We start from the raw sequence: 25,075 nt of genomic DNA, 5'->3' as shown, positions 1-25,075 counted from the left end.
TTTTTTGATTAATTATCTGTAACATCGACAAACGGATCCGATTTAGGTGTCGTCTCTTGAAGAGGCGTCTGTTTATCCGGAATCAGCTGTGTCAAATCCGGACGGTAGTAACTTTCGATTTCCACCGTAAAGGACATCATCTCGTCCTCTAATACGATCGTCTGGCTTCCCGGACCGGGTTCATCCGGACCGGTTAGCTGAATTTGACGTAAAATCGTAATCCGGTCCGTCCGTTCGATCTGTTTGAGGAAGGCCATCAGTTCAAGATAGGACGGAGCCTCGACCGTCAAAGAAGCTGGCAGTGCCGTCGCGGTTGTGGTCGCAACCGGTGTCTCTGCCGTCTGGGCAGCTTCCGTCTCGGATTCTGTTGCCATTGCGCCATCGACGGCAGGCGTTGACTGGACCGGCGATGCAGGAGCTGCTTCCGTTCCAGTTGCGCCAAACGTGATAGCTTGGACTTTCACACCGGCAATTTGACTGGCCGCATTGATTGCATCAATCACGTCATCATTCGCCGGTACGACCGGTACTTGTTTTTGAAGAAAGCTGGATTCAGCAACATCCACTTTTTGTTCATTCGCCTTCGCTGCTTCAAGCGCCATCTGTTCCCGCTCAAGCGTTGCTTCCGTTTGATTCAGCTCTTGGTAAGTCGTATATGTTGTATATCCGAAGTAGGCGAGCCCTCCGACGATCAAGACAATCGTCAAGGCAAGAAGAATGAGACCACTGTATCGTTTCAATTTTCTTCCACCTCCTCTACTTCAGTCGAAACGGGTTCGCCCGCTTCTGTGTCGGTTGTCGGCGGTTCAACCGTTTCCGTCGATTCCGCTTCCGGATCGACCACTGCATCCGTCGCCGCGTCTTCCTTCGGCGCATCGGGATCCGCCTGGTTCGTTTCCCCTTTGATGACTTCCGCCGGAACGACCGTCAGACCAAATTGTCCGATATAGCGCGGTTCTTCCGTCTCCGTATCATCCGTCGGCGTAATTGTCGTCGATGGAATTTCTTGACCGGTCGTCGGATCAATTGTCGTCGATGTGACGACTTCCGCCTCTTCATTCATCGTTTTTGTCGTGACACTCGTTAACGTCACTCCGGTGAAGGCCGTATCCGTCAACAATTGACGGTAAAACCCGTTTAACTCTTCAAGTGTCTCGAACTGCGCATTCATCGTGACAAGATGGTCGGCGCCATAGGCAAACTGCAGGATATAACCGCGTTCCGGCAGATACCGTGTAATCCGTTCAAGAGCCGGAACAGCTGGACGTGGTGTCGCTTCAAGCCCGTCAACTGTCTGCTTGAGCTGCGCGACTTCTTGTTTGGCGGATTGGGCCGATTCCGATTGTAGCGTCCGGACGATTTGAATCTGGTTGTTCGCGGTTTCAATCCGATCGGCAAATTGATCGGTCTGCCAGTAGAGATATCCTCCGGCCATCCCGCCGAATAACAACAAGATGAGGGAAGCTACCAGTGAAAACTTTGGAGCCACATCACTGTCCGGCAACAAGTTAATCCGGTCTTTATGGACCGTTGCTAATCCAACGAGGGGTAAGTAAGCTTTTGGAATCGATTGACCTGCCACATCAAGTACATCCGGTACTTGTTCCAACCGGACATCAAAGTTCGTTTCAAACCGGCGGACCAGCTCCTCTTGAAACGGAAAATCTCCAGTCAGCATGACGCGGCTAATTTCCCGCCCGTCCCGTGCTAACGAGAAGCGATAGAAATCAAGCACACGTGAAAATTCCAGTAACATCTCTTCCAAGATGAATTCGACGTTGGCATCGTCCGATTGATACCGGTAATGCAACCGGTCCTCGTTGACATCGACTTCCCAGGCATTCGCGACAAACGTATCGACCGAACGAATCAGACGCGGTATCTTGTCTTCAATGATGATCAGCTGATGATTCGTCGCGTTGACGTTCCAAATCAATAGATTACTGTCGGCTTCGACCTCATACAGCGCATCGAGACCAAAAAACGTTGCCAGTGGCTGGGGCTCCGCTGCCACGAGACGGATATGTTTTTTCCGGAACAGTTCCATGTACTGTGTTAACGCTTCGTTCGGTGCCGCATACAACATGATTTCCCGTTTACCGTCTTCTTCGAGCAGCGTGTAATCAAAATACGGTTCTTCAAACGGCAGGACGATGCTGTGTCCCAGTTCCATAAACAAATATCCGCGAATCTGATTCGTCTCGACCGTCTCCGGAATTTCGAGTTTCCGGGCCAGGACGAGTGATCCGTCAATCGCCAAGACCGCTTGCGAACCGCGGGGAACCTTTAACTTCGCCAGTAAGCTGTCAAAAATCAGATCAAGCGATGCTTCCGGTTGGAGCCACCCCCCTTGAAGGGTTCCGGGCGGTAACGAGACGACGCCTCGTCGTTTGATAACACCCTTTTTAACGACCGCTCCAAAAATCCCGACATCTGTGAAATTAAAGTAAATATATGTACCTCTGCGCCGAGCTTGCGCCATATGTATGTTCTTCCTTTCCTAGAGGAACAGATCGAGATAAAGCTTCACCCAATCGTCCGCGAAATAATATGTCAGTAATGTTCCGACTGCAATCGAGGGAACAAACGGAATCGGTTGTTTTCGTTCAACGCGTTTGAAACCGAGTAACCCCAGTCCGATGATCGATCCGACGAACGCGGAAACAAACAGGGCGATGACGACGTGTAACGGACCTAAAAAAATCCCGAGCACACCAAACAACTTGACGTCTCCTGCCCCCATCCCTTGTCGTGACGCAAGAAAGATCACGAACAATAGAAAGAATCCGACGAATCCGCCAATAATTGGATTATACCAGTTCTCAAGGGGAGAAAGGTAGCGAACAATCAGACTAATCGGTAAAAAGAATAATAAGATTTTGTTCGGAATCAACATGTAGGCAAGATCGGACATGACGAGGATACTGAGCAGGCTCGTCAGCAGAATCGACAGGATGAATTGCATCGACCAGCCGAACTGATAAAAGGCGTACGCATATAACATACCGCCGAGTAATTCGAGTGCCGGATACTTGATTGAAATCGGCAGCTGACACGTCCGGCATTTCCCTCCGAGTGCGAGATAACCGATGACCGGTGTCAGTTCAAGCGGACCGAGGACATGACCGCAGTTCGGACAATGCGAGCGCGGACGGACAATCGATTCCCCGACCGGCACTCGTAAGCCGACGACGTTCGTAAATGAGGTCACGAGCATCCCGATCAGAAAAAAGTAAACGGTAAAGACGACTGTCATCATACAGTTCCCTCCTTAAAAAAGTTCAGAAAAAAACCCCCGAGATGGGGGGGAAGTTACTCAATCTAAGGCTGATCTTTTTAAGTCTGAAGACGATTCACCGTCAAAGTATGCCGTGTCATTAGAACCAGTCATAGTAACGGTATAAGTAAATTTACCATTTTCTTGTTGATCAACTGTCACGAAAGCTGCTTTGTAAGCTTTATCACTATTCATAGGATCTTTCAAAGAATCAATGTACTCATCTAATTCGTTTACATTTCCAGTCCCTGTTTCTCCAACAAAATAAAGTGTGTCACCCTTTTTAATTCCAGCAGCATCAGCTGCCACTTTTAGTTTCGCTGCGCTAACAAGTTGTTTTGCATTAGATACTTGTGCATCCTTACGTGAGTTCTCAATCAATCCGCCGATGGCGACGACAGCGATTGCTGCAATGATACCTAAGATAACGACAACTACGAGTAACTCGATCAATGTCAAGCCGCGCTCATCGCGCATTTGTTTTGCATCTAACCAGATTTCTTTCAGACGTTCTAACATGTTTACTATTCCTCCCTAGCACTTTTTTACTATTTCCGGCGTATAGGTCATACTGTCCAGATGAATACTATTATAGTAGCACCATATTTTTTGTAGAAAATGTATTTTTTGTACGATAGGTAAATGTTTTTACAGTTGTCAACTGGCCTGAATATCGGAATAGATTTTGAACATCGGGACGACGACAGCGATGACGATGACACCGACGATGACGGCCAAAACAACAATCAATAATGGCTCAATGATAGACTTCAAGCGATCTGTCGTCGTTTCGACTTCCGTTTCGTAAAAATCGGCAACTTCCGTCAGCATCGAGTCAAGCCGTCCTGACTCCTCCCCGATCGCAATCATCTGTGTGACGAGTGGCGGAAAGTATTTGTTTTTCGCCAACGGTTCGTGCATCGGAATTCCGCGTGACATCGCTTCGTTTGCAGCGGCAATTCCTTTGCGGATGACCCGGTTCGTAACAATCCGTTCCGTGATGTCGAGTGACGCGAGAATCGGGACCGACGCATTCAGCAGGACAGCCAGTCCCCGTGTCATCAACGCAATTTGTGATTTTTGAATCAATGGACCAAATACCGGAATCATTAACAACAACCGGTCGAAGACAACACGTTGCCGTTCATTTTTTAAGTTAAAATACAATAATCCGAGTAAACCAAACACAATCAAGAGTAAGACCCACCAATAGGCAACAAAAAAGTCAGAGACCGCCACGACGATTTTGGTGATCAACGGCAGTTCACTGCCGAGCTGATCAAAAATCGAGGCGAATGTCGGGACGACGTTCAGCATTAAGAACACGACAACACCAACTGCGACGATTGAAACGACCGCCGGGTAAATCAGTGCCGAGATGACTTTGCGTTTGATTTCATATTGTTTCTGTAGCTGGGTGACGATATTATCCAGTGCTTCTTCCAAGTTTCCGCTGGCTTCCCCCGCCATCGCCATACTGACAAAAAACGTATCGAAGACACGGGGATGTTTTTCAATTGCTTGCGAAAATTGAATGCCGCTCCGCAAATCATCTTCAACTTCGACAAGTGCCCGCTCAAGCGGTTTTGAATCAGTCTGCTTCCGCAAGATTTCCGTCGCTTTAACAATCGAAACCCCGGACCGGACGAGTGTCGCAAACTGCCGGGCGTACATGACGAGATGCTCAATTTTCGGTTTCGCAGTCAAAAATGTAATCTCCGTATTTAAGCCTTTGGACTCCTGTTTCTCAAGTGACGTTACGGCAATTTGATCGGTCCGTAAACGTTCTGCTGCTTCCCGTTTCGTCAGTGCTGTAATCTTGCCTTTTTTCCGTTTACCGGTCATCGTGCGACCTTCATATTTGAAGACTGTCATTAATTCACCCCGATATGTAAGGTGTCGCGGCTGATGCTGGAATCAAACCTCGACTCACTAAGTCTTGTAATGCCATCTGCATCGTCTGCATCCCGTACTGTTTCCCTGTCTGCAGGACAGATTGAATCTGATATTCCTTTCCGGTCCGGATCAAGTTTGAGACGGCCGGTGTCTCAACCATGATTTCCAGCGCCGCCACCCGACCGGTCCCATCCGTTCGTGGCATCAGTCGTTGCGAAACGACTCCGGCCAGGACGTTTGCGAGTTGCGCCCGAATTTGATCTTGTTGCTCCGACGGAAAAACATCGATAATCCGGCTAACCGTCGAGGCCGCCGTCGACGTATGGACGGTTGCAAAAACTAAATGACCGGTTTCTGCAGCTGTCACGGCCGTCGAAATTGTTTCAAGATCCCGCATCTCCCCGAGCAGTATGACATCAGGATCCTGCCGGAGAGCAGACCGTAAGCCGGTCGCAAACCGCGGGGCATCAATCCCGATTTCCCGCTGGTCAATCAGACTTTTCTGATGACTATGCAAATATTCAATCGGATCTTCGAGGGTGATGATCCGCTTATACATCGTCTGATTGATTTCATTGATCATCGCAGCTAAGGTTGTCGATTTCCCGGAACCGGTCGGACCGGTCACGAGAATCAAACCGTGCGGCTTCGTCAGGAAACGTTTTAAGACCGGCGGCAATGACAATTGGTCGAGCGTCGGAACTTCAGTCGGAATCGTCCGAAAGGCCATCGACAATGCGCCGCGTTGATAAAAACAGTTGACGCGGTAACGCGCCACTCCCGTCACACCAAACGAAAAATCGATGTCCCGGTCTTGTTTTAGCTGTAAAAACATTTCCTCGGTAATCAGCGAGCGAACGAATCCTTCGATGACAATCGGTTTCATTTTTTCTGTCCCGAACGGGGTTAACATCCCGTTGATTCGAAAGACCGGCGGTGAGCCGGCCGTCAGATGGACATCGGATGCTTCTTTTTCTTTCGACGATCGTAAAATATCTTCAATTTGGGCGCGCTCCATCGTACTCATTCGGAAATCACCGTCCGGAGAATTTCTTCGGTCGTCGTGATGCCTTGTGCGACTTTGGACAGTCCATCGGCCAACAGTAACCGTTGTCCTTGTGATTTTACATACATCGTGATTTCACTCTCCGTTGATTGATTCATGATCATCCGTCGTAAGCTTTCATCGACCATGACCACTTCTTGGATTGCCAGACGTCCGCGATAACCGGTCATGTTACACGATGAACAGCCGCGTCCCCGCATGACGGTCGTCGCTGTGATGCCTTCTTGCGCAAATAATTCTTCTTCCCGCTTCGACAACGGCTGGACTTCACCACAGTCACGGCAAACGCGCCGGACGAGACGCTGCGCAATCAATCCGGTAACCGAAGCTGCAACAAGGAACGGTTCAACGCCCATGTCAATCAATCGGGTGATCGAACTGACAGCGGAATTCGTGTGCAACGTCGAGAGGACGAGGTGACCGGTCAATGAAGCCCGGATTGAAATCTCGGCTGTCTCGATATCCCGAATTTCCCCGACCATGACGACGTTCGGATCCTGTCGTAAAATCGAACGGAGTCCGCTCGCAAACGTCAAGCCGATTTTTGAGTTGACCTGGACCTGATTGATGCCGTCGACTTGATACTCGACCGGATCTTCAACTGTAATGATATTCCGTGTCTCATCGTTCAATTCATTTAAAGCGGCGTATAAGGTCGAGGATTTTCCGGATCCGGTTGGTCCGGTGATCAAAATGATACCGTTCGGTCGTTTCAACATGTCACGGAATTGTTGCTCGTTTCGTTCGCTAAATCCGATTTTTGCAATCGAGATGTTGGAGTTCGAGCTGTCGAGAATCCGAATGACGACTTTTTCACCGTAAACGGTTGGTAACGTCGAAACACGGAAATCATAGGCCACTCCGTTATGGAGATACTTAATTCGCCCGTCCTGCGGCAGACGGGATTCCGTAATGTCCAGTTCGCTCATGACTTTGATCCGGGTCGTCAAAATATTTTGAATCTGTTTCGGGTAATTATTTTCAGTCCGTAATTCACCGTCAATCCGAATCCGGATCGACAGGGACGTTTCCTGAGGATCCATGTGAATATCGGACGCCCGTTGGGAAATTCCGTTCTCGAGGATTTGATTGACCAGACGGATGATCGGCGCATCTTCACGTGTCACCGTATCACGTGATGTATCGGAAATCGTCATCTCGTCCGACTCGAGTAATTCGCGTAAGGATGAATCGATATCGTAATACTTTAGGATCGTCCGCCGGATTTCGTCGCGTGTCGCAAGTCCCACCTCAATCATCAATCCGGTCTGCAACCGTAAATCATCAATCGCAATCAAATCCATCGGATCGGCCATCGCGATGAACAACCGGTTCCCTTCTCGATAGACCGGTACAAGCGTATGCCGCTGCGCCAGTTCTTTGGAGATCAATTTCGTTACCGCGACATCGACCGGATAGTTATACAGTTGAATGACAGGGATTTTTAATTGATGATGCAATGCTTCAATCAGCTGTTGTTCCGTTAAGTGACCGAGCCGCAACAACGTATCCCCGAGTTTTTCCGATGTTCGTTTGACGGATAAGGCTTCTTCGATCTGTGCTTCCGTCACCACGCTTTCTTCTAACAGCATTTCACCTAATCGTTTTCGTTTCATCGCCATTTACATTGTCATCCTTCCGCGTGCCATGTTTCTTCCTCATCCAGTGGTGTCAGTTTTTGTTTTTTTTCATCAATGACACTCGTAATCGCCGTCACAACAAGAATTGATACGATGTAACCGGCAATGATCAAAGGATTGGAAATCCAGTCAAACTTAACGAGTAAGTAGAGCGAAGTAACCAAGACAAGTGCCGTCAATGAAAGAATCACTTTTGCTGCGGTAGTCGTGATGAAAGGAATTTGAATTGCAAACATCAATCCACAAATGATGGTCGCAAGACCGATAATGATACCGAGTTCAATTGCTAAGTCCGTCCAGTTCATATTCATCCTCTTTTCTTTTTAGCAGAATCAGCCGACAGCGCCTTCTGTCGAATCGTCCTCGACCGGAGAGGCCGGGTCTCCTGTCGTCGGTGTGTCCGGAGTATCTGGTGTCGTCGGTTGGTCCGGTGTCACAGGTTCTTCCGGTGTTGTCGTTCCGTCTGTTGTTCCATCCGTTGAGTCAGTTGTTGAGTTATCCGTCGAATCATTGGTTGTTTCATCATTCGTCGTATCGTCCGTCGAGTCCGTTGTCGGTTCGTCAGCCGGCGGTGTCACGACAGGCGGTAACTCCTCTTGACTGCTTTTCGTTACAACGGCTGGAGTCGCCGCATAAAAATCAAGGGCCAGCAATCGTTTAACTTCTCCTTGATTGGACTTTGTCACACGATACAATTCGATTGATTTCCCTTCGACTCCGGACTGTGTATCACTGCTCGTTCCGGCAGACAGTGTTGCCGAATACCGTGTGATTGTCCGGTACGGAATCGTTTTTTCCGCTTCAAGGACGGCCGTGACGGTTTCTTTGAATGGTTTCCCGCGTAGTTCCAACGTGACATCGCTTCCATTCTTCGTCGCGACGACCTGATAATTGACAGCTTGTGTGTTGCGAACGGCAAAATCTGTTTTTTCATCAATTTTGACGTCATAACCAAGCGTGATATCATCCGGTAACTGTGCATGCGGTATCCGTTCGACGATCTCAAATGGCGTTTTCGCAAATAATTCATATAGTTTACTGCCGATAAAAGAAGCAGCCATCGGATCCATTCCGTACGTTTTCACATTCATCAATTGACCGGCCTTAATATCGACTTGTGCCATTGCGTCAATCATCTGTTCCTCTGCTGCTGAACGTGTCGTAAACGTGACACTCGAGACGACTTCTCCTGCCGGATCAATGGCCGCTGCCGTTTCCGACGGATCAAAGTTTCCTTCTTCCAGCTTTTTGCTAGTTTTCATCAACCAGGCATTAAATGTCTTGACCTGTTCTTCCGTATATGTAATCGGTTGTGAGGCAAGGTAGGCTTCCATCGCTTCTTGATCGACGGTCACTTGTAAAGCCCCGCCCTTTTTTAAAGAAGACTGTTTGATGGATTCTTCAATCTTAAATGTTACGAGTTCAGTCGGGATCGGTAACGTTTCTTCTCCTGTCCCGACCGTCAGTGGTGTTTTTTTAGACCAGGACGTGACAGCTTCCTGCACTTTCGGCTTTGCTTCTTTTCGTGTCAATCCGCTGACCGGAACGGAGCCGATTCGGGCAGTATCGGAAAAATTTTCAATAACAGTTGCTTTGCCCGTAAAGGAAATCAAGGCAAACGAAGGAACATAGATAAGTGCGATCAAGGCGACCAATAACAGCGTATGCACAGCAAAACGTTTTAAATTTATCATTATCTGTTTCCTTTCCGTATGAAATAACCATTTCAGGTGTCTAGTATTTCCATTATAATGAATATTATGATGAAACATAAGTCCTACCTGACAAATACTTTCTCTATGTGTGAATACATACCTTTTTTCAATTTTCAGGTCCAAATATCCTATTGATTTAACCATGAGGTGAGTCTATGTCAAACCAGCAAGATGGGTTCTCGTTAATCGAGGTACTCGTCAGTATTACGATCCTATCCATCATATCTGTATCATTGATCAGTATTTTTTCACAGTCTCTGTCCGCTTCGAGAGATAGTACAAAACTAACTTTTGCGAATTACTTAGCCAAAAATGCCGCCTCCTACATCGGGCGGGAAGCACTGGAAACTGAATCCGGTCCATTTGTTTTCAGTGACCTGAAAGACAAAGCGCAACAAACAACTTATCAAAACGGAGCTTTTGCAATCCCGACGCCGAGCACGCCGTCATGTGGTGTATCGGCTATTTGTGACTCAATCTTCAATGATGCGGAAATAAATAATTTACCGTTTGATGTGAAGTTCAGCGTCACCCCCCATAAGATAAACGGTACAAACGATCCGAATCTACTCGATCTTTATATTTATGTCTATCCGGATGGACAACCGGAGCCGATTACGTCTTTGAAAGGATCGATCACCAATGCGACGCTTAATCAAAGTTTTCCCTCAACGAAATGATGGATTTTCGCTCGTCGAGCTGCTCGTCGCCATCGTCATTGCCGCCATTTTCAGTGCTGTCATCTTGACCGTATTTATTTCGGGAACTAAAAGTTTTCAAGCAACCGGTATCATTAGTGAATTGCGAAGCGAAGCCGACAGTTCAGTCGGTTTAATATTAAACGAAATCACCGGATTTGATGCTATCCGGATCGACCAAACGAATACATTATCATTTTATAAAAAAACATTGCCGAATATCAGTCGGACAACCGGTTTATTGGAGCGGTCCGAAGGTTTCATCCCCTACAATGCAAATCAGAACGATGTCATTGATCCGGTTGCCTATTCTTTTGTCGAAAAACGAATGGAAAATACGACGATGATTTATTCGGGGGCACCGGAGATTATTGATGAACAGACCAGCCTCAAAAAAACCTTTACCTTATCCAGTCCAGAAACGGTCACAATCAAGACCGGTGAGTTCCCTGGAGTTTATGTCATCCATGGAATTTTGACAATCACCTTGACCATTCAGTCCACCAATCAAGAAGAAACACAAACACTCACAAGTACGATTGGTTTTTAAGACAGAAAGGAGGACTCATGCGAAAATCCGAAGAAGGTTATACTTTATTATTTGTATTAGTAACTCTGACGGTGCTATCCGTCTTAGCGGTTGCAACGATTGGTATCAGTCTTCAATCTACGCGGCTGACAGAAATTCGCGGAACAAATATTGAAGTGGAGTCAGCAACACAAAGTGAGTTGAATCAAGCGATTGCTGCTTTACAGCAAATCGTCGCAACGACAGCAGGAACCAGCCCGACCAGTTCTTCGAAGGAATTATTCAGTGATCCGACCAATCAAATCATTGCAAAACTTGCGACTGCTGCGCCTAATGTCGAAGTCAAGTTGAATGAAGGTGCTTCAAATGTCCGGGTCAAGGCATTTGATTTAACAGCACAAGTGGCAGAAACGAAAGGCGATCAGCCGACCGTCCAAAAAACATATTCGCAACGCGTTTATCTGTCTGCGATTCCAAGCTTTTTATATTACATTCTCGGCTCCGACAATCAGGTTATTTTAAACGGTGCTCCTCGAATTCAAGGCAATGTCTTTTCCCGGCAAGCACTGAAGGTTTCCGCATCACCGAACTTCATCTATAATGGCGCGACCGGCGCCTACACGGATAAAACAGCCCGCTCTTACATCGATGGTCAGGTTAAAATTTTTCAGCCAAAGGATCAACCTTTACTGAGCTGTCGTGACTTCATTACTTGTGATACGAGTGTATTTGACCCAACTGTAAAGACGGATCTGGTCGCAACAAAGGAAGCTTTGGTTCCGTTCGATTTCGAGTTTGCTTTAAACGATTTTTTAAATATTCCAAGTACGACTTCCCTTTCGGCATTACCGGGCTATTTGCGTGCCCAACCAATCAAACAAGCGATTTTAACAGGTCCTTTCCTAAACGAACTCAGTACAGAAAAACAGTTGATTCGACCCGCACCTGCGGAAAATAACACTGTGACAATCACTGACGATATCGTCAAGGAATCAAAGGAACCGCTCATTATCGACGGCAATTTAACCATTTCCTCTTTAAATCCTGTGAATCAACCGCTTGAAATTAAACGTCCGATGATTGTCTTAGGTAATCTATTGATTCGAGGAAATGTCAGCTTTGCGACGACGATATTTTCAACGGGTTCGAGTCGACTGGATGATGCAAACATTCAAGGAATCGCCAGTTCATCAAGTCAAAATACGTTGATTCTTCTCAGTAAAGGAAGCCTGACGATTAACCGTGTCAACAAGTTTTCAACTCCACAGACATCAAAACCGGACATGAGTGCCTTTTTATACAGTGATGATTCTGCCTTGAACCGAATCTATTCCGTCGGTTCTACGATGAATCTTCACGGAGGTATTTTCACGAAAGGTCAGCTTGAAATCAACGCCTACCGTGGAACGCTGGATTTACCGGAAAACAGCTTTCCGCAAGATGTGCTCGCCCTTCAAACATTGATGACTGCCAAACAATCGACGGATGCCGAAAAATCACGCCTGCGTCTGACGTACGATGCCAGTGTTCTTCAAAATCCAACTGCCATGTTACCGCTCAGCCGAGCTGTTCAATTATATGTTGAGACACCCAAACGTCTTCCGTGACATACAAAAACACGACACCCTTCTCATGAGGATGTCGTGTTTTTCGTTACTTAAATGATTCTGCTCCGTAACTCTTCGCTATTTTTTTTATTTGTTTCGCCGTTGATGATGCCCCGTTCTTTTCTAACAATTCATATAGATCGATCCGGTTTTGTTTGACGGTCTCATAGATCGGTGGATCTGTTCCTTTATCCGGTACAGCACCTGCTGCAAGGAGCAACTCCATCGCCTCTTGATTTTGATCCACTGTCGCATAATACAGTGGGGTGTGACCAAATCGATCAAGTTGATTCAGTTGCTGCTTGGAAGCTCGTTTGACGAGTACAGCATAGGCTTCGGCAGAACGATTGATACTGGTTGCGACATGTAACACATTTTGTTTGTTTTTATTCAGCTGTTTCGTTGAAGCTCCAGCCGCTAACCATTGTTTGACAACATCGGTCGAGGCAAATTGTGCGACATAGAACCAGTTTTGTTGATTTCCGGCACTGGCTCGGTCAAGCAAGACAAGTGCCTTTTCGTACTCCAATGACTCTTGAAACTTTCGAATGTATCGGTTCCGCTCTTTTGTAGACAAATTGACAGCTTCAGCTGCCTGTTCCAACTTGGGTGCATCATTTGTTTTGAGACTCTCTTCAAATGTTTGCTGGTTTCGATAATCGATTAGAAAATACGTTATCCCTCCGATTCCAATCAGAAACAGAAAGACTACGCTGATGATTTTTTTACGCGTCACGTCGTTTGCTCCTTTTTAATACACATCGGTGTCACTTTCCCCTGTTGATCCATCGGATGAAACCGTGACTTTAAACGTTGTCGTCAACGGTTGCTTCTCTTTTTCCCCGTCTTTCAATACTTCAAAAACGCTCTTATCTTCTTTTAAGGCAGTCACCTTCACTCGGGCAACACCCGGACGAAGTGCCTTCAGTGTTTGAGCAGTTGCATCCGTCTTGACGTATTCTTTTCCTTGCAAAACTTCAAGACGATAGAAACGTTCCGTCGCAGTAACCGGTAACCAGTTAAGAATCGGTCGTTTTTGGTCGTCCTGCAAAGTCATCGTCAAATCATTTGCTGTCAACGAGATTGGATTTTCACGGACCGTGATTTTCGTTATTGCACGGGTATCCGGGAAGTCTTTTAATTGTAAGACCGCATCGACTGGACCGTTTGGTGTTCCGGTCAGCCCTTTGACGACATATCCAGTACTGGTCGCTGTCAGCTCGATTGCATCACTGATTTTTGATAGAACGAACGGTAGGCGGATATCCGGAGAAAACGTAGCCGTCACATTTTGAGTCGTTCCTTTCCAAAGTTCCAAATTACTTGGATTGACAACGAGTTCCGGCAACTTGACTTCAATCGGATAAACTTGCGATTGTGCCAGATAAGTGGTTGTCCCTGCCGTCGCCGGTACGACTGCTTGTACAGTTATCGTGCCGGGTTTAATTCCTGTCAGTTTTAATATGTCTGTATCCTTGCCTGCGGCTTCGACAGACGGGGTGTTCGTGATGATCCATTTAATCGGCGCATCTGTTCCGGATAACATGATGGCGTCTCCGGTCATCGACTTCGTTTCTCCGACATACAAGACACTCGGGACATCACGGACAACTAATCCTCCGAACACATCATTAACGATTAATTTTGACGTCGCAACAAGTTCTCGTCCATTCGCGACAGGAACAATCAATTTAATATCCGTTGTTCCGATTTTTTTCGGCACAATGATTCCTTCTTGGTTGATGGTTGCAATGTCTGTGTCTGCAATCGACCATTTCAACGTTCCGTACTGACTGCCGATTGGACTGATCTCCGGCAAGACTTTATAGGACGGTGTATTGAGGTCGATTCGGACCGGCGGAATTTTTACGTCTGTCGCATAAGGTGTTGATAAAGCATACCCGAGCGTCGGAAAAGCTTGTGTATCGTTGGAAACAGATGACGACTTGTCTTTTCCATTTTTCTTATCCCGATAAATCGTTTTTGTTGAACTGACAGTATTATCTTTTTTATCAAACAGATGAGTTCCGGCGCTATCTTTTGCTCGAACTTTTACGGTAAATGTAAGTTCAGACGGTTGCGCAACCCACAATCCTTTATGGACACCTTCGATTGCTTCATCGTATTCAATATCCGGAATATCTCCAGTTAATTTTTTCCCTACAATTTTAATGTTACCCAGTCCAGTCGCTGAAACGACATCAATATTTTCCGGGAAATTTTCAGTGAATAAGATGTTTTGCATTGTAACTGAAAATTGACCCATGATATATCCGTTATTTCCAATTGCATCTTTTTGAAGCATCGGACTGGTTTTGACCGTATACGTGATGTCAGCTGTTTCGCCTTGCGGAATGGTAGCCGGGTTGATCGAACGAGACAAGATGAATGGGGATGAAGCAGACGGTTGAACGACTTGAATCGTTCGTGTCTCAATCGTCTTCGCTCCGCGCTGATCTTCTGCTTCAATCCGGATGACTGCTGACGTTTTACCCGACAGTTTCCCATTAAACGTTTGACTGACAAAGGAGTTATTCTTTAATTTATCGTTCTCAAATACTTTTTCATTATCAATATAAATCCGTGTTTTTAATTGGCGGTCACGTAAATCATAGTCATTCACTTTATATGAAATCGTAAGCGGCTCATTACTTAAATAACTGGCTTGATTATCAGGCAGAATATTTTTAATCAACGGTTTGTGATTAGCACCGATGAATGCACGGTACATGGTATTGGAGAACAGTTGCATTTCTCCAACCTTATCAAACTTAGAAGTATGTCCTGCTCCGGAGTAGGTCACATTTCCTTTCGTGTACATATAGTAATGATTACGTGCATCACCGACGGTTCTTCCAGCGTCTTGATTAGTTGCATCAACGCTGTTTTCCCGGATGTTGTACCATGGAATTAAGTCCGGTTGTTCGAGATCCAGTCCAAAGTACTGGTTATGTGTTTCGGCAATATCGATTTCATCAGTAAGATTAAAGGGATACGATGTCATGACCCCTAAATTTTGTTTAATGGCTTTTGTCGATTTACGAGGAGCCGCATATCCCATATTCGTAAAGTTTTGTTGTCCTGCGAGTCCTGCGAACTTCGATTCCCAAAACAATTCTGAATTCGCCGATTGACTTGGTCTAAAAATCGTATCATGAGACAACATGAGCCCTTGTCCGGTATTTGTAAATCCAAGAATTTTATTTGAAGCCGCTTCACTTACCGCCGCCGCACCATAGGAATCCTGAAATCCAAATATCAACAAATCGTACTTGGAATTCAAGTCAACGTTTGCGTAGTCCGAAGAAAACTTAGCTGAATCTGTTACTTCAATATTAAATTTATAAAAGTCCGGTTTTTCCAAATAAGTACCGCTTAAATAGGTATTCAACGATCCTTTACCTGCATCTCTTGTAACCTGAAGAATCTTTGCTTCTGCAACTTGGTCCTTCATCAAAAAGCTTCCGGTCTTATAGTCGGTTAAACCGTCGCTGCTCAAAACACGAATCATCCAGTTTCGTGGCCCCGTATAACTTGGGCATCAAAGTTATACGTTAACGTGCCGGTCTTTCCGGCCGGTTTCTCATCTATTTTTTCAGATTCATCAAATTGATCGTTACTGTCAAAATCGATGAAGAGTTGCACCAGTTGATTCGTATTTTCGACACTGGTCGTATATGAAAAATCGATTGGTACATTCGGAACAGCCATCGGTCCTTTATCGACTCCAGTCAGCGCTGCTCCATTTTGTTGGATGGATACACTCTCGAGGCGTGGTCGGACAATTTTCTGTGCTTTTAATTTTGTAATTACCGTGGCCACGTCGGTATAGGCAGGTACATCTTTAAAAATCAAATTAAAATTACTTGAGGTTTGCGCGAAAACATCTTGATGTAAAAAAACAGGTAATCCTTTTTTTAGGTATGCATTTTTAATTTCGTTCGCTTTTAGCTTCGTAATATCATTTTCAATTTTATTTGTATTATGATTTTTTTTCGTATCCGAAATCGTCATCGAGTAACGATCTGTACCCGAAAATGCAGATGAATCAAAGACGATCGCGTCAAATGCTCCATCAAGTGAAAAACGTGAGGCATTGAGTTCCTTAACCGTCATGATCTTGATTTCGTATTTAGTCGCATCCAGTCCCGTCAGCATCGATGTGATGACGGTCTTCGGATCAATCCGGTTCGTTGCTGACCAGGCATCCCGTACCTCTAAAATCTTAAATTTTTCTCCGGCTGCAGCCTTTGTATGTGGTGGTTGTATATACGTAATACTAGTAAATATCAATAAGCTGACTAAAAACAGACGTACCCAACGTTGCATTTCCATCGTCTCCTCGTCGTAAGATCATGAAATCTAGGACTATATTACCCCACCATCAGTATACAAGGACTTTTACAGTTTCCCCTTTTTTGTAAAAGACTGCGCCTTAAGTAATGTGCGAACCGTGCTGATGAAGTAGAGGGATCCTGTGACAATCAGCGTCTCGTTCGTCGTATCCACTTCTTTGAAAAATTGTTCGAGTTCCATCGCGTTCGCTCCGTCCGTCTTCAATTCTTCAAGCGTCCTTGCTCTCGGGAAATCAAACGTCGTCTCGTAAATCTCTGACGTTACTTCCCGTAACTGCATCAGCATCGCTTCCCGGTCCTTGTCGCGTAAAATCGAACACAGGACGACGACCGGTTTTGACTCTTCCTTCAAGCGTTCAACAAGTGCCGTCACGCCTTCCGGATTATGAGCACCGTCTAAAATGATCCGCGGTTTACGGGAAATGATTTCAAACCGTCCCGGATGAATCGCATTCCGAAGTCCACGCCGGATCGACGTCTTCGACCAACCAAGCTGTTTCGCACAGACGACGGCATTGGCCGCGTTGTGGACTTGATGTATCCCTTCAAGTCCAAGACGTGTCTCGGGAATGCCTTCATACGTCGCCCATGTCCCGGTCTCACTCAGTCGGTAATGGCGGATCACTTCCTGACTCCAGGACAGACTCGCTTGCCGATCGCCACAATAGGCCATCAACGGTACTGTCAATTCTTCCTGCAGTTTCCCGGCAATCACTCGTGTGCCTTGTTTGATGATCCCGAACTTCTGTAGGGCAATCTCTTGGAGCGTATCTCCGAGAATCGCTTGATGATCGTGACCAATCGACGTAATAATGGCGGCTTTGGGTTGTTTCAGGACATTCGTCGAATCGTACAAACCACCGAGTCCGACTTCATAGATGACAAAGTCAGGACGGATTTGATCAAAATGATAAAAGGCAAGTGCCGTCAACGCCTCAAATTCCGTTACAGTACCGACTGTCGATTCTATGTTCACGATTGCTTTCTGTACAGCATTTGCCGCCTTGACCAGATCCGCTTCACTGATCGGTACACCGTTCAGCATAATCCGTTCCTCGAACTGAATGATATACGGTGAGGTGAACGTTCCAATTTGCAGTCCTTGCGCCATCCCCATCTCCCGTAAGAAGGCGACCGTCGAGCCTTTCCCGTTTGTTCCCGCGACATGAACCGTCGGAATCGCATCCGGATCAATGGCAAGTTCCGCCAGTACCGCTTCCATCCGACTCAGTCCCGGTTTGATGCCAAATGCCAGTAACGCCGATAACCATTCGAGTACATCTTCTCGTGTTCTCACGCTTGCTTCACTCCTTCAAAAAAAGTGACTCAAGAAAACTTGAGCCACTGTTAAGATTATTTTGCGAGTTCGCTGATCCGGACTTCGACTGCCGCCCGCTTCTCTTTATAGTCTTGTGCTTTTGCTTGTTCTTCTTCAATGACATGTGCCGGTGCTTTCCCGACAAATCCCGGGTTGTTGAGTTTTTTCTCGACCCGTTCGACTTCTTTTGTATACTTGACGAGTTCTTTGTTCAGACGAGCGATTTCTTCTTCGATGTTGATCAAGTCAGCAAGTGGAATGAACAATTCTGCTCCCGTCACGATGGCACTCATCGCCTTTTCCGGTGCTGTCATATTGCGTTCAACGAGCAATTCTGACGCATTCGTGAACTTTTTCAAGTACGACAGATTTGTTTCTAAATCATGCTGGACTTGATCGTCACTCGTTGAAATCATCAACTGAATTTGTTTCGACATCGGTGCGTTGACTTCAGCCCGGATGTTTCGAACTGAACGGATGACGTTCTGAACGGCTTCAAATGCCGGAACAGATTTTGGGAAATCCAGTGAATCGTTCCGTGTCGGCCAAGCGGCACGTGTAACTGTTTCGCCTTCGTGCGGTAAGTGCTGCCAGATTTCTTCCGTGATGAACGGCATGAACGGATGCATCAGACGCATGATTTGATCAAGCGTATAGGCAAGAATCGAACGTGTCGTCAATTTCGCTGCTTCGTCCTCACCGTTTAACGGCAACTTCGCCATCTCGATGTACCAGTTACAGAAGTCTTCCCAGATGAAGTGATACAGAACGCGACCGGCTTCACCAAACTCATATTTGTCTGACAGACGCGTCACATCATCAATCGTCGTGTTCAGACGTGTCAGAATCCATTGATCGGCAAGTGATTTCTCACCGGACAGATCAATTTGCTCATGCGTCAGTCCATCCATGTTCATCAAGGCAAAGCGGCTCGCGTTCCACAATTTGTTCGAGAAGTTCCATGTCGCTTCGATTTTCTCCCAGTAGAAACGTAAATCGTTTCCTGGTGTTGAACCGGTCGTTAAGAACCAGCGCAGCGAATCCGCACCGTATTTCTCGATGACATCCATCGGATCAATCCCGTTACCAAGTGATTTCGACATTTTCCGTCCCTCGGAGTCACGGATCAAGCCGTGAATCAAGACATCGTTGAATGGACGTTCGCCTGTGAATTCATACGATTGGAAGATCATCCGTGAGACCCAGAAAGCGATGATATCGTAACCCGTTACGAGTGTTGACGTCGGGAAGTACTTCTGATAATCAGCTGCACCTTCGTTTGGCCAGCCCATCGTCGAGAACGGCCAAAGGGCGGATGAGAACCATGTATCCAGCACATCATTGTCCTGTTCCCAGTTTTCGAGATCAGCCGGAGCTTCTTTGCCGACGTAGACTTCGCCCGTTTCTTTGTGGTACCAGGCCGGAATCCGGTGACCCCACCAAAGCTGACGGCTGACACACCAGTCACGGATGTTTTCCATCCAGCGGACATATGTGTTTTCGAAACGTTGCGGAATAAAGTTGATTTTGTCTTCCCCTTGTTGCTCTTGTAATGCTTTTTCAGCGAGCGGTTCCATTTTAACAAACCATTGGAGCGACAAGTACGGCTCGACAATCGCGTCCGACCGTTCCGAGTGACCAACGGAATGCAGATGCGGTTCGACTTTGATCAGGACACCTGATTCTTTCAGATCTTCGACAATCTGCTTACGGCATTCGAAACGATCCATACCTTCATATTTGCCGGCATTTTCGTTCATCGTGCCGTCTTCGTTCATGACGAGGACACGCGGTAAATCATGACGGTTTCCAACTTCAAAGTCGTTCGGGTCGTGGGCCGGCGTGATTTTAACGACACCTGTCCCAAACTCCATATCAACGTACTCATCGGCAACAATCGGGATTTCCCGGCCGACGATTGGTAACGTGATTGTTTTTCCGACGAGGTGTGCATAACGCTCATCTTTCGGATTGACGGCAATCGCTGTATCGCCGAGCATCGTTTCCGGACGCGTCGTCGCCAGTTCGACGTGACCGCTTCCGTCCGTCAACGGATAACTGAAGTGATAGAAAGCACCTTCGATGTCTTTATAAATGACCTCGATATCCGAGATGGCTGTTTTCGTCGCCGGATCCCAGTTAACGATGTATTCGCCGCGGTAGATCAAGCCTTTTTCATACAATTTAACGAACACTTCTTGAACCGCTTCCGACAAACCTTCATCGAGTGTAAACCGTTCCCGTGAATAATCGAGTCCGAGTCCGAGTTTCGACCATTGCTCGCGGATTGTTGAAGCATATTCTTCTTTCCATGCCCATGATTGTTCAAGGAACTTCTCACGTCCCATTTCAAGACGTGACTTTCCTTCCGCCCGGAGCTTCTGTTCGACTTTGGCTTGCGTCGCGATTCCGGCGTGGTCCATTCCCGGCAGGTACAAGACGTCGAAACCTTGCATCCGTTTCATCCGTGTCAGCATATCCTGAAGTGTTGTATCCCAGGCATGACCGAGGTGTAATTTCCCGGTGACGTTCGGTGGCGGGATGACGATCGTATACGGTGCTTTTTCCGGATCCTGATCGGCTTTGAAGTATTCCCCTTTCATCCAAAAGTCGTACCATTTTTCTTCCGTTGCCTGCGGATCATATTTTGTTGGCATTGATAATTCCTGCATCTGAATCGCTCCTTTAATCCATAATAAAAACGGCTTCTCTCGTCCTCATCTAAGGACGAAAGAAGCCGTTGCTCTTCCGCGGTACCACCTTAGTTCACTCTTTGCAGAGTGCCCTCTAGTCCGCGTAACGTGCGGCAATCCGGATTCTGCTTGCTGTCGCTTACAGAACCAGCTCGTGGGGTGACCTTCGTCAGCACTTCCTGTCACATCTCTCAGCCAGTGGATGTGTTCTCTCATACAGTCCGGTTGTTGACTACTCTTCCCGTCATCGCTGTTTTCCAAATTATTCTTTCCTTATTTTATCCGAGACCTCTACGGCTCGTCAAGAACTGCTTAACGATTAAATTCGAGTTGTAATTCCTTGAATGTCAGCTCGACTGCTGCAATCGTCTGCTCGATGTCGTCGTCCGTATGAACGGTCGACAGGAAGAGTCCTTCAAATTGTGACGGCGGTAAGAAGATACCGCGTGCCGCCATTTTTTGATAATACGAGCGGAACATGTCGAGGTTCGATGATTTCGCCTCTTCGAAATTCGTCACCGGCTGATCCGTGAAGAAGACACCGAACATCGCACCGGCGCGGTTCGTCGTCAATGGAATATTGTATTTCGCAGCTGCTGCGAGATACCCTTCCGACAAACGGTTGGCTTTCCGGTCAAACTCTTCGTAGTGTTCCGGTTTCAGTTGCGTTAATGTCGCAAGTCCTGCCGCCATGGCAAGCGGATTACCTGACAATGTACCGGCTTGATAAATCGGACCTTGCGGCGCGATTTGTTCCATGATATCGCGACGTCCGCCGTAAGCACCGACCGGCATACCGCCACCGATGACCTTACCGAGACATGTGATATCCGGTGTGACACCGAAATGTCCTTGGGCACAATTGAAGCCGACGCGGAAACCGGTCATGACTTCATCAAAGATCAACAGTGTGCCGTGCTGTTCCGTGATTTCGCGCAGTCCTTCGAGGAAGCCCGGTTGTGGTGGCACGAAGCCCATGTTTCCGGCTGCAGGTTCGACGATGACACCGGCGATATCGTCGCCGTGTTTTTCAAATGCAATCCGAACCGCATCCATGTCATTATACGGCACTGTCAATGTCATACTGGCAATTTGTGCCGGTACACCCGGTGAATCCGGCAGTCCGAGTGTCGCAACGCCTGATCCGGCTTTAATCAACAGTGAATCGCCGTGACCGTGATAACAGCCTTCGAATTTCAGGATTTTTGTTTTTCCTGTATATCCGCGTGCGAGACGAAGCGCAGCCATCGTCGCTTCCGTTCCGGAGTTGACCATCCGGACGACTTCAACCGACGGGACACGGCTGATGACGACTTCCGCCATCGCCGACTCGATTTCGGTTGGTGTGCCGTAGCTCCATCCACGTGTCGCCTGCTCTTGAATGGCAGCCGTCACGATCGGATCAGCATGACCAAGAATCATCGGTCCCCATGATAAAACATAGTCGATGTATTCTTTTCCGTCGATATCGTACAGACGTGATCCTTGCGCACGTTCTGCAAAAATCGGTGTCATGCCGACTGATTTATACGCGCGAACCGGGCTGTTGACACCGCCCGGCATGAGCGGTAAGGCCCGCTCAAACGCGGCTTTTGATTTTGAGTTTTGATTCGTTAAGCTCATTTCGACCCCTCCAAGTAACGGCAAATGTCTTTCGCGAAATAGGTGATGATTAAATCGGCTCCGGCCCGTTTAAAGCCGAGCATCGTTTCCATGACAATACGTTCTTCGTCAATCCAGCCGTTTAACGCAGCAGCCTTGACCATCGCATATTCACCCGATACGTTATACGCGACGATTGGTAAGTCTACCCGTTCCCGGACATCCCGAATGATATCCATAAAGGCGAGAGCCGGTTTGACGATCATGAAGTCGGCACCCTGCTCGACATCTGCTGTCGCTTCACGGAATGCTTCCCGACGGTTAGCCGGATCCATTTGATACCCTTTGCGGTCCCCTTCACCAGGTGCCGAGTTTGCCGCATCACGGAACGGTCCGTAATAAGCGGAAGCATACTTGACGCCGTAACTCATGACCGGGATATGGCTGAATCCATTCTCATCGAGTCCTTGGCGGATCGCCGCGACAAATCCGTCCATCATGGAAGATGGTGCGATGATGTCGGCACCGGCACGCGCTTGAGACACTGCTGTTTGGACGTGCAACGGAAGTGACGCATCGTTATCGACCGTTCCGTCGGCGACGATGCCGCAGTGTCCGGTTGACGTATATTCGCATAGACATGTATCCGCGATGACCGTCAGTTGCGGTGCGACTTTTTTAACGAGTCGCGTCGCTTCTTGAACGATTCCGTGATCGTGAAACGCGCCGGTCCCTTGTTCATCTTTTAAGTGATCGTGCGGAACACCAAACAGGATGACCGATTCAATACCAAGTGAAACGACTTCCTTGATTTCTGCTTCAAGATGGTCGAGTGAAAGGTTGAATACGCCGGGCATCGAGCTGACTTCCCGTTTGATGTCTTCTCCTTCTGCGACAAACAACGGATAAATCAAATCCGTTTTGTGAAGATGATTTTCCCGGACGAGTGAGCGCAATGATGCTGTATTCCGCAAGCGGCGATGACGTGCGAATTCTAATGTATTCATAACAGTTCCTCCTCTAAAATACAGTCAATCAGTCCGTCGAGTGTATAAACGGCAGCGACCAAAAGTGGTGTCAAACCGAAACGTCGAGCGGCTTGCTCGGTAATCGGTCCGATGGTCACGTAAGTCGCCGTCGTCTCTTGACGCAATGGAGCAATCGCTTCGACAGCTGAAGGACTTTGTAAACCAATATACGCAGTCTGTTGCAACAGATCAGGTGGAATCACCCGCAACTTTGTTTCGTACGTGATGACTTCCAACACTTCAGCCGCAATGGCATTCTTTAATCGTTCGAGCGGTTCTTGACGTGACCGGTTCCCGCGGGCAAAACAGATGCGTTGTCCTGTCCGGAGAAGCGGCCGTAATTCTTCAACCAGTACATCCCCTGTAAAAGCGGACGGGATGAAATCAGGTGTTCGTCCCTGCTTGATTAACGCCGCCGCCGTTTTTGATCCGACGACTGCAATCTTCGTATATTGCAAGGACGGAAGCTCTGACTGGATGCGTTCGACGCCAGTCGGACTCGTCACAATCAGCCAATCGAGTTCCGTCGGCAATTGAAAATCGACCGGAATCGTTTCGATGACCGGATGATGGACGACTTCAATCCGCTGTGCTGTCAAACGCTCCACCTGCTCCGCAGTCGGTCGACGGCTTCCCGTCAAAACCAGTCGTTTACAGGTCATCCGGTAAAGATGCGAGAATTTCACGACCCCCTGCATCAAGAAGACGCGTCGCAACCGTTTGACCGAGTTGCATCGGATCAAGTGACGTTTCCCGTTCAAGCAGGATTTGCTGTCCGTCTACTGAACCGAGGAATCCGACGAGTGTCGTCGACAAATCTTCGTTGATGGTCGCAAATCCACCGACAGGTACATGACAGCTTCCTTCGATGGCTGCCAAAAACGCGCGCTCAGCGAAAGCGACTTTCTCTGTCATCTGGTCATGAATCAAATTCAACAAGTCGCGGACTTCCTGATCGTCTGCCCGGCATTCAATCGCTAAGATTCCTTGACCGACTGCAGGAATCATGTCATCCGTTGAAATGTATTCCGACACGATTTCATCCGACCAACCCATCCGTTGCAGACCGGCAGCCGCAAGCAGAATGCCGTCAAACGGACCTGTCTTCAGCTTTTCAAGGCGTGTATCGATGTTTCCGCGGATTGATTCGATTTTTAGATCCGGGCGTAATTTGAGTAATTGTGAGCCACGGCGTAAGCTGCTTGTCCCAACGACTGCGCCTTCCGGAAGCGAGTCCAGTCCACCGCCTGTTTTCGTAATCAAAGCATCACGCGCATCGACCCGTGCAGGTGTCGCCCCAATGATGAGTCCTGTCGGCAACTCAGACGGGAGATCTTTCATGCTATGCACTGCAAAATCAATATCTTCGTCAATCATCTGTTGTTCGATTTCTTTAACGAACAATCCTTTACCACCGACTTTAGATAGTGTCACGTCAAGGATGCGGTCACCCTTCGTGATGATATTCTTGATTTCGAATTCGTATGGTGCACCTGCCTGTTTCAATTGTTCGATGACCCACTTTGTTTGTGTCATCGCAAGTTTTGAACTTCGTGAACCTACTATGATTTTTCGCATGCTGAAATCCCCCTGTACAATAATAAAGGGGCGGCACAAGTCCGCCCCATGCTTTTCTATTGTAACACAATTC

General features: G+C 47.3%; 21 protein-coding genes and 1 other annotated feature. Of the genes, 3 read left to right on the top strand and 18 right to left on the bottom strand.

The annotated features are described in order from the left end of the window. Window positions 1–8 precede the first annotated feature (8 nt). The 9 genes from KNQ07_RS00625 to KNQ07_RS00585 all read right to left on the bottom strand — a co-directional run bounded on the left by KNQ07_RS00625 (window position 9) and on the right by KNQ07_RS00585 (window position 9,573). Window positions 9–740, bottom strand: coding sequence for a hypothetical protein (locus tag KNQ07_RS00625; RefSeq protein WP_214763517.1), 732 nt, complete (start codon window positions 738–740; stop codon window positions 9–11). After that, window positions 737–2,482, bottom strand: a complete 1,746-nt coding sequence (locus KNQ07_RS00620; protein ID WP_214763516.1) for a type IV pilus biogenesis protein PilM — start codon at window positions 2,480–2,482, stop codon at window positions 737–739. The genes KNQ07_RS00625 and KNQ07_RS00620 overlap by 4 nt, the downstream gene beginning before the upstream one ends. 18 nt (window positions 2,483–2,500) lie before the next feature. Next, window positions 2,501–3,259, bottom strand: coding sequence for a prepilin peptidase (locus KNQ07_RS00615; protein ID WP_214763511.1), 759 nt, complete (start codon window positions 3,257–3,259; stop codon window positions 2,501–2,503). A gap of 57 nt (window positions 3,260–3,316) precedes the next feature. Continuing rightward, window positions 3,317–3,796, bottom strand: a complete 480-nt coding sequence (locus tag KNQ07_RS00610; protein ID WP_214763509.1) for a type II secretion system protein — start codon at window positions 3,794–3,796, stop codon at window positions 3,317–3,319. 138 nt (window positions 3,797–3,934) lie between these two features. Next, window positions 3,935–5,152, bottom strand: a complete 1,218-nt coding sequence (locus tag KNQ07_RS00605) for a type II secretion system F family protein (protein ID WP_214763505.1) — start codon at window positions 5,150–5,152, stop codon at window positions 3,935–3,937. Window positions 5,153–5,156: 4 nt separating this feature from the next. Then, complete coding sequence (locus tag KNQ07_RS00600) at window positions 5,157–6,200, bottom strand: type IV pilus twitching motility protein PilT (protein ID WP_214763503.1); 1,044 nt, start codon at window positions 6,198–6,200, stop codon at window positions 5,157–5,159. Beyond that, complete coding sequence (locus KNQ07_RS00595; protein ID WP_214763497.1) at window positions 6,197–7,861, bottom strand: GspE/PulE family protein; 1,665 nt, start codon at window positions 7,859–7,861, stop codon at window positions 6,197–6,199. The genes KNQ07_RS00600 and KNQ07_RS00595 overlap by 4 nt, the downstream gene beginning before the upstream one ends. Before the next feature lie 8 nt (window positions 7,862–7,869). Continuing rightward, complete coding sequence (locus tag KNQ07_RS00590) at window positions 7,870–8,184, bottom strand: hypothetical protein (protein WP_214763494.1); 315 nt, start codon at window positions 8,182–8,184, stop codon at window positions 7,870–7,872. A 27-nt stretch (window positions 8,185–8,211) separates the two neighbouring features. Next, on the bottom strand, window positions 8,212–9,573 hold the full coding sequence (locus KNQ07_RS00585; protein ID WP_214763492.1) for a G5 domain-containing protein: 1,362 nt from the start codon (window positions 9,571–9,573) through the stop codon (window positions 8,212–8,214). A 176-nt stretch (window positions 9,574–9,749) separates the two neighbouring features. On the opposite strand from KNQ07_RS00585, the gene KNQ07_RS00580 reads away from it, so the two are divergent. The 3 genes from KNQ07_RS00580 to KNQ07_RS00570 are packed head-to-tail and all read left to right on the top strand — an operon-like array spanning window position 9,750 to window position 12,428. Continuing rightward, window positions 9,750–10,274, top strand: coding sequence for a prepilin-type N-terminal cleavage/methylation domain-containing protein (locus KNQ07_RS00580; RefSeq protein ID WP_214763483.1), 525 nt, complete (start codon window positions 9,750–9,752; stop codon window positions 10,272–10,274). Further along, entirely contained in the window at window positions 10,237–10,842 is a 606-nt protein-coding gene (locus KNQ07_RS00575) for a PilW family protein (RefSeq protein ID WP_214763481.1), read from the top strand. Before KNQ07_RS00580 ends, KNQ07_RS00575 begins: the two co-directional genes overlap by 38 nt. 17 nt (window positions 10,843–10,859) lie before the next feature. Then, a complete protein-coding gene (locus KNQ07_RS00570; protein WP_214763476.1) occupies window positions 10,860–12,428 on the top strand; it encodes a type II secretion system protein in 1,569 nt (522 codons plus the stop codon). A 46-nt stretch (window positions 12,429–12,474) separates the two neighbouring features. Here the strand turns inward: KNQ07_RS00570 and KNQ07_RS00565 are convergent, their stop codons facing one another. The 9 genes from KNQ07_RS00565 to hemC form a co-directional block, all read right to left on the bottom strand. Beyond that, window positions 12,475–13,164, bottom strand: coding sequence for an ankyrin repeat domain-containing protein (locus KNQ07_RS00565; protein ID WP_214763469.1), 690 nt, complete (start codon window positions 13,162–13,164; stop codon window positions 12,475–12,477). 15 nt (window positions 13,165–13,179) lie between these two features. Beyond that, window positions 13,180–15,882, bottom strand: coding sequence for a DUF5057 domain-containing protein (locus KNQ07_RS00560; RefSeq protein ID WP_483297836.1), 2,703 nt, complete (start codon window positions 15,880–15,882; stop codon window positions 13,180–13,182). A gap of 53 nt (window positions 15,883–15,935) precedes the next feature. Next, a complete protein-coding gene (locus KNQ07_RS16065) occupies window positions 15,936–16,757 on the bottom strand; it encodes a hypothetical protein (protein WP_251139422.1) in 822 nt (273 codons plus the stop codon). A gap of 72 nt (window positions 16,758–16,829) precedes the next feature. Beyond that, window positions 16,830–18,080, bottom strand: a complete 1,251-nt coding sequence (locus KNQ07_RS00555; protein WP_214763466.1) for a bifunctional folylpolyglutamate synthase/dihydrofolate synthase — start codon at window positions 18,078–18,080, stop codon at window positions 16,830–16,832. Between the two features lie 56 nt (window positions 18,081–18,136). After that, entirely contained in the window at window positions 18,137–20,779 is a 2,643-nt protein-coding gene (locus tag KNQ07_RS00550) for a valine--tRNA ligase (protein ID WP_214764728.1), read from the bottom strand. Window positions 20,780–20,821: 42 nt separating this feature from the next. Further along, window positions 20,822–21,051: a binding site (T-box leader), on the bottom strand. A 55-nt stretch (window positions 21,052–21,106) separates the two neighbouring features. Beyond that, window positions 21,107–22,417 (bottom strand): glutamate-1-semialdehyde 2,1-aminomutase, encoded by a 1,311-nt coding sequence (gene hemL / locus KNQ07_RS00545; RefSeq protein WP_214763461.1) that lies wholly within the window; start codon window positions 22,415–22,417, stop codon window positions 21,107–21,109. Then, complete coding sequence (hemB, locus tag KNQ07_RS00540; protein WP_012371004.1) at window positions 22,414–23,403, bottom strand: porphobilinogen synthase; 990 nt, start codon at window positions 23,401–23,403, stop codon at window positions 22,414–22,416. Before hemB ends, hemL begins: the two co-directional genes overlap by 4 nt. After that, a complete protein-coding gene (locus KNQ07_RS00535) occupies window positions 23,400–24,110 on the bottom strand; it encodes a uroporphyrinogen-III synthase (RefSeq protein ID WP_353048618.1) in 711 nt (236 codons plus the stop codon). The genes hemB and KNQ07_RS00535 overlap by 4 nt, the downstream gene beginning before the upstream one ends. Further along, window positions 24,076–25,002 (bottom strand): hydroxymethylbilane synthase, encoded by a 927-nt coding sequence (hemC, locus tag KNQ07_RS00530; protein ID WP_214763459.1) that lies wholly within the window; start codon window positions 25,000–25,002, stop codon window positions 24,076–24,078. The genes KNQ07_RS00535 and hemC overlap by 35 nt, the downstream gene beginning before the upstream one ends. Between the last annotated feature and the right edge of the window lie 73 nt (window positions 25,003–25,075).

The organism is Exiguobacterium sp. s145 (assembly GCF_018618835.1).
Lineage (GTDB): Bacteria > Bacillota > Bacilli > Exiguobacteriales > Exiguobacteriaceae > Exiguobacterium_A > Exiguobacterium_A artemiae.
The sequence above is the reverse complement of the archived record's forward strand: the minus strand, read 5'-3'. Positions and strand labels throughout refer to the sequence as shown.

What these genes read in the sequence shown, in the direction of transcription:
- KNQ07_RS00620 (WP_214763516.1), bottom strand. Translation starts at nt 2,482, where the DNA reads ATGGCGCAAGCTCGGCGCAGAGGTACATATATTTACTTTAATTTCACA.
- KNQ07_RS00615 (WP_214763511.1), bottom strand. Translation starts at nt 3,259, where the DNA reads ATGATGACAGTCGTCTTTACCGTTTACTTTTTTCTGATCGGGATGCTC.
- KNQ07_RS00610 (WP_214763509.1), bottom strand. Translation starts at nt 3,796, where the DNA reads ATGTTAGAACGTCTGAAAGAAATCTGGTTAGATGCAAAACAAATGCGC.
- KNQ07_RS00605 (WP_214763505.1), bottom strand. Translation starts at nt 5,152, where the DNA reads ATGACAGTCTTCAAATATGAAGGTCGCACGATGACCGGTAAACGGAAA.
- KNQ07_RS00600 (WP_214763503.1), bottom strand. Translation starts at nt 6,200, where the DNA reads ATGAGTACGATGGAGCGCGCCCAAATTGAAGATATTTTACGATCGTCG.
- KNQ07_RS00595 (WP_214763497.1), bottom strand. Translation starts at nt 7,861, where the DNA reads ATGGCGATGAAACGAAAACGATTAGGTGAAATGCTGTTAGAAGAAAGC.
- KNQ07_RS00590 (WP_214763494.1), bottom strand. Translation starts at nt 8,184, where the DNA reads ATGAACTGGACGGACTTAGCAATTGAACTCGGTATCATTATCGGTCTT.
- KNQ07_RS00585 (WP_214763492.1), bottom strand. Translation starts at nt 9,573, where the DNA reads ATGATAAATTTAAAACGTTTTGCTGTGCATACGCTGTTATTGGTCGCC.
- KNQ07_RS00580 (WP_214763483.1), top strand. Translation starts at nt 9,750, where the DNA reads ATGTCAAACCAGCAAGATGGGTTCTCGTTAATCGAGGTACTCGTCAGT.
- KNQ07_RS00575 (WP_214763481.1), top strand. Translation starts at nt 10,237, where the DNA reads ATGCGACGCTTAATCAAAGTTTTCCCTCAACGAAATGATGGATTTTCG.
- KNQ07_RS00570 (WP_214763476.1), top strand. Translation starts at nt 10,860, where the DNA reads ATGCGAAAATCCGAAGAAGGTTATACTTTATTATTTGTATTAGTAACT.
- KNQ07_RS00560 (WP_483297836.1), bottom strand. Translation starts at nt 15,882, where the DNA reads ATGAAGGACCAAGTTGCAGAAGCAAAGATTCTTCAGGTTACAAGAGAT.
- KNQ07_RS16065 (WP_251139422.1), bottom strand. Translation starts at nt 16,757, where the DNA reads ATGCAACGTTGGGTACGTCTGTTTTTAGTCAGCTTATTGATATTTACT.
- hemL (WP_214763461.1), bottom strand. Translation starts at nt 22,417, where the DNA reads ATGAGCTTAACGAATCAAAACTCAAAATCAAAAGCCGCGTTTGAGCGG.
- hemB (WP_012371004.1), bottom strand. Translation starts at nt 23,403, where the DNA reads ATGAATACATTAGAATTCGCACGTCATCGCCGCTTGCGGAATACAGCA.
- hemC (WP_214763459.1), bottom strand. Translation starts at nt 25,002, where the DNA reads ATGCGAAAAATCATAGTAGGTTCACGAAGTTCAAAACTTGCGATGACA.